General features: G+C 72.6%; 7 protein-coding genes and 1 pseudogene. 6 read left to right on the plus strand and 2 right to left on the minus strand.

Annotated features, from left to right (window positions below; translation table 11 throughout):
* The first annotated feature begins 235 nt into the window (after positions 1-235).
* A complete protein-coding gene (locus ACFWVE_RS20270) occupies positions 236-601 on the plus strand; it encodes a polysaccharide biosynthesis C-terminal domain-containing protein (RefSeq protein ID WP_384015814.1) in 366 nt (121 codons plus the stop codon).
* The gene (locus tag ACFWVE_RS20275; RefSeq protein WP_384015816.1) at positions 598-1,545 is read left to right on the plus strand and encodes an MATE family efflux transporter; all 948 of its coding nucleotides are present in this window, start codon (positions 598-600) and stop codon (positions 1,543-1,545) included. Before ACFWVE_RS20270 ends, ACFWVE_RS20275 begins: the two co-directional genes overlap by 4 nt.
* Before the next feature lie 115 nt (positions 1,546-1,660).
* Here ACFWVE_RS20275 and ACFWVE_RS20280 read toward each other — a convergent pair.
* Positions 1,661-1,969 (minus strand): annotated as a pseudogene (locus tag ACFWVE_RS20280) (transketolase); the annotation flags it as partial.
* Positions 1,970-2,492: 523 nt separating this feature from the next.
* A complete protein-coding gene (locus ACFWVE_RS20285) occupies positions 2,493-3,950 on the minus strand; it encodes an MFS transporter (RefSeq protein WP_384015818.1) in 1,458 nt (485 codons plus the stop codon).
* A gap of 997 nt (positions 3,951-4,947) precedes the next feature.
* Between ACFWVE_RS20285 and ACFWVE_RS20290 the strand changes: the two genes are divergently transcribed.
* The 4 genes from ACFWVE_RS20290 to ACFWVE_RS20305 all read left to right on the plus strand — a co-directional run bounded on the left by ACFWVE_RS20290 (position 4,948) and on the right by ACFWVE_RS20305 (position 8,635).
* Entirely contained in the window at positions 4,948-5,922 is a 975-nt protein-coding gene (locus ACFWVE_RS20290; protein WP_384015820.1) for an ABC transporter ATP-binding protein, read from the plus strand.
* Positions 5,919-6,680, plus strand: a complete 762-nt coding sequence (locus tag ACFWVE_RS20295) for an ABC transporter permease (RefSeq protein WP_384015822.1) — start codon at positions 5,919-5,921, stop codon at positions 6,678-6,680. The genes ACFWVE_RS20290 and ACFWVE_RS20295 overlap by 4 nt, the downstream gene beginning before the upstream one ends.
* Positions 6,677-7,456 (plus strand): ABC transporter permease, encoded by a 780-nt coding sequence (locus tag ACFWVE_RS20300; protein WP_384015824.1) that lies wholly within the window; start codon positions 6,677-6,679, stop codon positions 7,454-7,456. The genes ACFWVE_RS20295 and ACFWVE_RS20300 overlap by 4 nt, the downstream gene beginning before the upstream one ends.
* A gap of 75 nt (positions 7,457-7,531) precedes the next feature.
* On the plus strand, positions 7,532-8,635 hold the full coding sequence (locus ACFWVE_RS20305; protein ID WP_384015826.1) for an ABC transporter substrate-binding protein: 1,104 nt from the start codon (positions 7,532-7,534) through the stop codon (positions 8,633-8,635).
* The last annotated feature ends 106 nt before the right edge of the window (positions 8,636-8,741 follow it).

An 8,741-nucleotide genomic window follows, 5' to 3' on the forward strand; every position in this document is an offset into this window, starting at 1 on the left:
GCGCGGTGGGTGGGGGGGGGGGGGGGGTGGGGGGGGGGGGTGGGGGGGGGGGTGGGGGGGGGGGGCGCGCCCCCCCCCCCGCCCCCCACGTTCCGCCCCGGCAGGACGTTCCTGCCGCATCGCGCCACAGGGGCGGCGGGACACGTGCTCGCCGCCCGCCGCTGGGCCCAGCCTTCACTGCCCACGCACTCCACGATGAACGACCAGTCGTCGCTTTGGCCGCGCCGTCACCACCGTGGCCGGGCTGGTCTTCATCGACCCGTTCCTCGACATGCTGGGCGCGCGCGGCTCGCTGCACGAGTACGCCCGGCAGTACGCGGTGATCCTGCTGTGCGGGTCACTGTCCTACACCGGGTTCTCCAGCCTGGTGCGCGCCGAGGGCCGGGTCGGGTTCTCCACCCGGATGTGGATCGGCGCCATCGTGGTGCAGATCATCCTCGACCCGCTGCTGATCCTCGGCCTCGGCCTCGGGGTGAGCGGGGCCGCCCTGGGCACCGTCGGCGGGCAGACCGTATCCGCCGTGATGAGCTGGTGGTTCTTCTTCCTACGGCGCGAGCGGCCGTACCGCGTCCGCCTCGCGACCTGCTTCCGCACGCCGTGACCCTGCGCACACTGGTGGGCATTGGGCTGCCGTCCTTCCTGGCCAATATCGGCCTCATCGTGCTCACCGTGCTGGTCAACGACACCCTCGCGGTGACCGGGGGAGCGACCGCGCTGACCGCGTACGCCGTCTGCTCCCGCCTGCAGACCTTCGCCGTGATGCCGCACACGGGCATGAGCCAGGGGCTGCAGCCCCTCGTCAGCCACAACACCGGGCGCGGCCCGGCCGCCCGAGTGGCGCGAACCCGGAGGCTCGCGCTGTGGGCCTCGCTCGTCTACGGCGCGGCCACCGCGATCCTGCTGACGGTCCTCGCCGAACCGCTCGTCGGCATCTTCGTCAGCGGCGGCGAAACCGCCAGAGAGGCCAGGTTCGCGCTGCGCGTCATCGCGCTCGGCGGGATCGTCACCGGTGTCGCCCCGCTGACCGCGGCCTGTTTCCAGGCCCTGGGACGCCCGCTGCCCGCCTACATCCCGACCGTCGGCCCTCTGCTCGTACTGAAGGCGCCGCTCGTCGTGGCGTGCGGCCATCTCCGGGGCGCGCACGGCGTATGGTCCGGCCTCGCCGCCGGCGAGTTCGCCACCGCGGCGAGCGCGCTGCTGCTGTTGCACCGCACCGACCGGCGCACGCCGCCCGTGGCCGGGACGGCCTCGACCGCGGTGGTCGAAGCGGCGCACCCCGAGCCGGCGGCCCCGGGTTCCCCCGCCGCGCCCTCAGAAGCCCGACGAGGTGGCGGGCGAATGGGATTCCGGGCGCGGGGTGGCGAGGACCACGGCTCGGCCAAGGCTGTCGACAGGGCTTCGCTCAAGCTTTTCGAGCCGCTGCGCGAGCTGCCCCCACGCCTGGGCGCACTCCCGCGCCGGCAGCGCGACGTTCTGCGAGCAGTGGCTCGGCACCGCGTGGGCGGTCTGCGCGACGGAGGCGTGCACTTCGAACAGGCGCAGTAACCGTCGGCCGGTCCTGGTGCACCGCAGCGAGGGACCGCGGGTGAGCTGCCGCCGCGAGGAGGTCACATCGACGCCCGAGGCGGCACCGTCCCGCGGCGGTCGCTTCGGGCCGGGCCTATGCGCCGCGGTCGCCTTTCCCGCCCGGCCGCCGGGACCGGGGGCGCCGCACAGCACGCGGATTACCGGCGCGCCACTTGTCGAACTGGACGTTCCGGTCCGCGCGCCTCCCGACGCCGCTCAGCGCCCTGACGCGTGTGGCGGAGCACGTCGTCGGGGATGTGGAGGGCCCGGTCCCCGAGAAGTCCGAGCAGGCGCTTGGCGCCGCCACCTCGTCGGCGCCCAGGGGCCCGCCGTGCGATTTCTCGGTGCCCCGGGCGTTCGGCGCCGGCCAGACGATGACGGATTCGACCGCGATGACCGAGGGACGGTCGGCCCGTCCGCGTACGGGGGACGAGGTCTTCGGCCAGCCCTGTGATGACGTCGAAGGTTTCGACTGTCATCCGCATGCAGGCGGCGAGGTTCGCGGGCTCCTCGCGCCGCTGGGCGATCGAGGACGCGCCGGCCTCGCGGATCCGCCAGTGGCGGACAACCTCCGAAAGGACGTCGACCGCCGAGGCCTCGATGTGCGCGCGCATCATGACCGGGGCGTCCTTCACGCACCAGCGTCCTGTCCCGGAGGATATGCGTGCACTGACGCTCACGACCGGGTACGTCATCGTAGCCGGAATGCGGACGCACGCCGGAACCGGTCATTCGGCACACGTCTCCTGATGCCATGTCGGATCCTGCAGCTTCGAGTGGATCTACGGTGGGGGTGCGTTCCGTGACCGCGTGCCCGAGAAGGAGGAGGCGGGGCGGAACAGGGCGGATGTGCCTCGTCGGAGGCCGCCCCGTCCCGCCCCGTCCCGCCCCGTCCCGCCCCGCCCCGCCCCGCCCCGCGGCCGTGGCTACGGCCCGGCCGGAGACGGCTGCGGCACCACCGGCTTCGGCAGCAGTGCGATCAGGACGGTGCCGGCCACCAGGAAGACCGTGCCGATCTGGAAGGCCAGCGAGTAGCCCGCGGTGAGCGCTTGCGCGTCGGTGGTCGCTCCCGGGAGCGAGGAGACCCGGTCGGCCGCCGCCGTGGCGAGGACCGTCAGGCCGAGCGCGCCGCCCAACTGGCTGGACGTGTTGAGGAGTCCGGAGACGACCCCCTGATCGGCCGCCGGAACCGAGGAGGTGGCCGCCGTCGTCATCGGCGTCATCAGCAGTCCCGTTCCGAGCATCATCACGACACCCGGTCCGAGGAGCGTGCCGACGAAGGTGCCGTGCGCGGTGAGCGTGCTCTGCCAGGCCATTCCGCAGGCCGCGAGCAGGCCGCCCCCCGCGCCGATCAGCCGCCCGTCCACGTGGTTCATCAGCCGGGGAGCCAGTTTGGCTCCCACGATGACCGAGACGGTGTGCGGAAGGAAGCAGAGCCCGGTGCGCACGGGGCCGTACTGGAGCACGTTCTGCATGTACAGGGAGAGGAAGTACCAGACGGCGAAGGTCGCCGCGCCCACGGCCAGCAGAACCGTGTTCGCGGCCGACACCGAGCGGATACGGAAGAGGCGCAGCGGGACGAGGGGTTCGGCGGTCCGCGCCTGTACCCGGACGAAGAGCACCAGGGCCACCAGCCCGGCGGCGATCGGCAGCATCGTACGACCGGAGAACCAGCCCTGTGACTCGCTCGCCGTGATTCCGTACGCGAGTGCGGCGACGCCCGAGGTGACCAGGAGGGCGCCGGAGACGTCGAGCCGCCGGGCGAGGCCGCCGCGGTGCACGGGGAGGCAGAGCACGGCGCCCGCCAGCAGCACCACACCGACCGGCACGTTGACCAGCAGCACCCAGCGCCAGGAGAGGTAGTCCGTGAGCAGCCCGCCGACCAGGCCGCCCGCGGCCCCTCCGCCCGCGCCGACCGCGGTCCAGGTGCCGATGGCCCGGGTGCGCCGGGCACCGTCGGGGAACGCGGTGGTGAGTATCGACAGGGTGGTCGGCGCGAGCACGGCGCCGCCGAGTCCCTGTACGGCGCGGGCGGTGACGAGTGTCCACGGGCCCTGGGCGAGGCCGCCGGCGAGGCTGGCCACGGTGAACACGCCGAGGCCGATCAGGAAGGTCCGTTCCCTGCCGAAGAGGTCGGCGATCCTGCCGCCGAGCAGCAGGAAACCGGCGAAGGTGAGCACATAGGCGTTGACCACCCACTGCAGTCCGGCCTCGCTGAGAGCCAGGTCCGAACGGACCGACGGCAACGCCACGTTGACCACGGAGACGTCGAGTACGACGAGGAACTGTCCGCCGCACACGACCGCGAGCACCGCCCAGACCGGCGGTACGCGTCCGGGTCCGCCCCGGTCCGTGTGCTGCCGCTCTCCCGGTAAAAGGCTCATGCCGTTCACTCTTCCTGTGCAATCGACCGCGGGGCGCATGGATCCGACCGGCGACCCTGGACCCGGTGCTGCTCCACGCCGATGCGTGAGGGGGGTGTCGGTCACGCTGGTGGGCCGCCGAGGTGGAAGTGGCAGCCGCAGTCTAGTGCTGCGACCGGAAGCTTCCACCGGCTCGCGACGCCCGGCACGGCACCTCGCCGCGGCGTCGCCTCACCCGAGTACGTCCGGTTCAGTACGCGGGTGACGTTCCGCCGTGCGATGCACCGCACCGGATGCCGCGAGCTTTCGGCACACCTTTCCGGTCACCGCACCGGAGGCAGTGCGCGGGGCCCGTTCCGCGTGTCCCGCCGGGTCGGGATCTCGCGGGCGGACCTGGACACACCGGTGCGACGCGCACGTGTCCGGTGTCCCGGGCAGGAGGCGCGGCGAGTGCTCCCGGGGACGACCCTTCGAAGGGGTGACGCCTCCCCGGCTGTGCGGCCGCGCCGACCGGGAACGCGCCGGGGCACACCACCGGAACGCCGCAGGTGCCGCGTCGGCCCGCGACCGCCGTGAGCGGTCCGGCCGTCGACGGGCCCGTGACGACTCTAGCCGAGGCGTCACGTGTTCAGACGGCCGTCCGCGGGTCCGGCCCGCCGGTGGGCCGGGCGCGGTCACCGCCGCGTCGAACGTGACACCTCTGCGTGCGGGGAGAGCTGGTGACGGCCTGACAGGCGTGATCGAACACCATGGTCACGAACGGATCCGCTGTATTAATCTCGCTCGGGAACGGCCCACGGGAGCCGGGCATTCAGTACATACGGGTTGCCGAGCGGACCGTGCTCGAAGGGACGAGCGAAGGGGCGTCCGAGCCGAGGGTCGTGACGGGAACGCGGCCGGTCCCCGGGGCCGCACCGGACTTCTTCACGTTCGGTGGAGGGGGACAGCCGTGGAACCGATTCCGCAGCGGACCCCGTCGAGCGGTGCCCCGGCTGCCACCTGACCTGGGAGTGATGCGATGGGTGAGTCCGCCCCTGCTTCGATACCGCCGACCGACTCCGGCACCGTGAGAGAAGACGGGTTCGCCGGCGGCGGAACGGAAAAGTCCGCCACCGTCCTCGACGACGAGAGCCCCGAGCCGGACGCCGCTGCCGGCCGTGGAGGGGCGGCACTGGAACTGAGCGGTGCCGTCAAGCACTTCCCCCTGGGCCGGCGTACCCTCGTGGCGCTCGACGGAGTGGACCTCACCGTCGGCAAGGGCGAGTTCGTGAGTCTGCTCGGACCGTCCGGCTGCGGGAAGTCCACCGTGCTGCGGCTGCTCGCAGGCCTCGAGGAGACCACCGCGGGACAGGTGCACGTCCACGGACGCACGCCCGCCGCCCTGGTCAAGGAGCACCGGCTCGGCATCGCCTTCCAGCAGCACGCGTTGCTCCCTTGGGCGAGCATCGCCGAGAACGTGGCCCTGCCCTTCCGGGCCGCGGGCCGCCCGGTGGACCGCGCCAGGATCGCCGAGCTCCTCCGGCTGACCGGACTTGCGGACTTCGCCGACGCACGCCCCCGCCAGCTGTCGGGCGGCATGCGTCAGCGGGCCGCCATCGCCCGCGCGCTCGCCCTCGACCCCGAAGTACTGCTTCTGGACGAGCCGTTCGGCTCGCTGGACGCGGTGACGCGGCGCCGCCTCAACGTCGAACTGGCCCGCATCTGGTCGGAACAGCGCATCACCACCCTCCTGGTGACCCACGACGTCGAAGAAGCCGTGCTGCTCGCCGACCGCGTCGTGGTGCTGACCGACCGCCCGGGCCGGGTACGGCACGTGGAGCGGATCGACCTGCCCCGCCCCCGCGGCGGCCGACTGACACGGGAGCCCGAGTTCCACGACATCGTCGACCGGCTCACGGCGCTGCTCGACGGCGACATCGCGAGCGGCACGGGCCCCGGCAGGGGCGGCGCCCCGGGACCGGACCACCACCCGGCACCACGGCGGCCGCGATGAGGCCCACGCGGACCGGCAGGGTGCGCGACACCCTGCTGGTGACGGCGGGCGCCGTCCTGGCGATCGCCTCGATGGAGGTCGTGGGCCGTCTGCAGGTCTTCGGCAGCAGTTGGCCGCCGCTCAGCGACGTGCTGGACGTCCTGCACGTCCCGGCCACCCGCGCCCTGCTCGCCAGGGCGCTGGGCGCCACCGCCGCAGAGGCCGGGATCGGGCTGCTGGCCGGGACGCTGACGGCGGCCGCCGTCGCGGCGCTCGGCGTCCTGCTGCCCGTGCTCCAGCCCGGCCTCGACCGGCTGGCCGCCGTCGTCAATGCCATTCCGCTGATCGCCCTCGGTCCCCTGCTGATCGCCCTGGTGGGCCGCGAGGACAGCCCGGCGGTGGTCGCGGCGCTGGCTGTCGGGTTCGTCATGTTCGTCTCCCTCACCTCCGGGCTCGAGGCGGCGAGTCGGGCGCACACCGACGTGTTCGCCGCCCTCGGTGCGTCCCGGACCACCACACTGCTGAGGCTGCGCCTGCCCGCCTCGGTTCCGATGGCGCTCGACGGCCTCACCCAGGCGGCTCCGGCGGCCGTTCTCGGCGCCGTCATCGGTGAGTGGTTCGGCGCACCGCGCGGGCTGGGGACGCTCCTGGTCAGCACCATGCAGAACTACCAGACCCTGCTGCTGTGGGCAGCGGGCACGACCGCCGCCCTCCTGGCCATGGCGTCGTACGCGGTGCTGGGCACCGTGCGCTCCCTGATCGCGTGGAGGTTCCAGTGAGCACCCCCGGCGCACCGCTGCGGCGCCTGACGACGGCACTGGGAGCGCTGCTCAGCAGGTACTGGACCGTGCTGGCGCTGGTGCTCGCCTGGGAGTCCTGGGTCCGGGTCCGGCAGCTGAACGAGATCGTGGTGCCCGCCCCGTACTCCGTGGTGAGCGACATCGTCGGCAACCCCTCCGCCTACACGAGCGCCGTCGCGCACACGCTGCTGAACGCGGTCGTCGGGCTGGCCCTCGGCATGGGGCTCGGGGTGTGCTGCGCCGTCGCCGTGTGGTCCTCGCGGGTGCTGGAGGGTCTGCTGACGCCCCTGATGCTGGTCATGCGGTCGGTTCCCGTCGTGGCGATGATCCCGGTCATCGCCTTCGTCGCCGGGTACGGCGCCGCCGCGGTGACCACGGTCACCACCCTGGTCTCGTTCTTCCCCGCCTTCGTCATGGTCCTGTCCGGACTGCGGTCGGCCCCGGCCGCCACGACCGACATGTTCACCGTCCTCGGTGCCTCCCGGACCCTGGTCCTGCGCAGACTGCTGCTGCCGCACGCGGTTCCCCACCTGCTCGTCGCCCTGCGGCTGACGGCGCCCTCGGCGGTGCTGGCCGCGATGCTGGCGGAGTACCTGCTGGGCCGGGAGGGCCTGGGGACGCTCTTCGCCGACGCGACGATCTTCGTGGCACCGGAGCGCGCCTGGGGCGGCGCGCTGATCGCGACCGTGATCTCCACCGCCGGGTTCGTGGCGGCCCGTGGCGTCGAGCGCCGCTACTCCGGCCTGTTCCGTTGACCTTCCCCCGAGCAGGCGACCCGTCCTCGGGCGCCCTGCGTTGTTCTCCTCCCGCTCCACACGAAAGGGCCGCACATGAAGCCCCCAGCCCGCAGTTTTCGGCAGAACGAGTCCACGCCCGCCTGGTCCCGCAGGCACTTACTGAAGACGGCCGGTGCCACGGGGGCCGTGGCCCTGGGGGGCGGTCTCCTCGCCGGATGCAGTGACGCCGGCAGCGCTCGGACGTCGTCGTCGACCGACAAGATCCGGGTGGCACTCGGCTGGCTCAAGGACCTGGAGTTCGCCGGATTCTGGAACGCGGACGCCTCCGGCTACTACGCCGAGGAGAACCTCAGCGTCGAGTTCCAGGCCGGCGGCCCGAACGCCCCGGACGCCACCGGCCTGCTGGCCAACGGCCAGGCCGACATCGGCGTGCACGCGAACATGCAGATCCTGCTCCAGGCCGTCGCGAAGGGCAACGACTTCAGGATGATCGGGGCCGCTCTCCAGACGAACCCCGGCGGACTGCTCTCCCTCGCGTCCGACCCGGTGCGCAAGCCCCAGGACCTCGTGGGGGCCAAGGTCCTGGGCCAGGTCGGGGCCAAGCCCCAGCTCAACGCGATCTTCGCCCTCGCGGGCCTGAAGCGGGACTACGAACTCGTCCCCGTCGGATTCACCGTCGATCCGCTCCTGCAGAAGAAGGGGAAGGTCCTCACCTGCTACATGACGGGGCAGCCGGTCACCCTGGAATCCAAGCACAAGATGAAACCCGGCAAGGACTTCGTCGCCGTCACCTACGAGTCGCTGGGACTGCCCGCCTACGCGACCATCGTGTTCTGCAAGCAGTCGTTCCTGAAGCAGAAGCGGGACGTCATGGAACGGTTCATGCGCGCCACCCTCCGAGGCTGGCAGGACAACGCCAAGGACCCCGAGCGCGCGGCGCACCTGGTCGTGGACAGGTACGGAGCCGACCTCGGCCTCGACCTCTCGGAGCAGATACGCGGGAACGAGGTCCAGATCACCTTCATGGAGAACGACCTGACCCGCGAGAAGGGCCTCTTCCGTATGGACGCCGAGCGGCTGGGCGGGCCCATGTACGCAGGGCTGCGCGCCGCGGGCGTCAAGGACCTGCCGGACGCGCGCGAGGTCATCGACAACAGCGTCCTCGACGCCGTCTACCGGGGCCGCACCCGCGTGTGACGACGTCTTGCGGACGGTGGGGTGGGGGCGACCGGCCCCGGGTCCCGACCCCACCGGGGGGGGGGGGGGGTGAGGGGGCCGAGAGAGGCGCCGGCCGCGGGGCCGC

Origin of the sequence: Streptomyces sp. NPDC058632, assembly GCF_042717095.1 — a bacterium.
GTDB lineage: Bacteria > Actinomycetota > Actinomycetes > Streptomycetales > Streptomycetaceae > Streptomyces.

Coding starts and splice junctions, on each gene's coding strand:
- ACFWVE_RS20285 (WP_384015818.1), bottom strand. CDS start 3,950: ATGAGCCTTTTACCGGGAGAGCGGCAGCACACGGACCGGGGCGGACCC.
- ACFWVE_RS20290 (WP_384015820.1), top strand. CDS start 4,948: ATGGGTGAGTCCGCCCCTGCTTCGATACCGCCGACCGACTCCGGCACC.
- ACFWVE_RS20295 (WP_384015822.1), top strand. CDS start 5,919: ATGAGGCCCACGCGGACCGGCAGGGTGCGCGACACCCTGCTGGTGACG.
- ACFWVE_RS20305 (WP_384015826.1), top strand. CDS start 7,532: ATGAAGCCCCCAGCCCGCAGTTTTCGGCAGAACGAGTCCACGCCCGCC.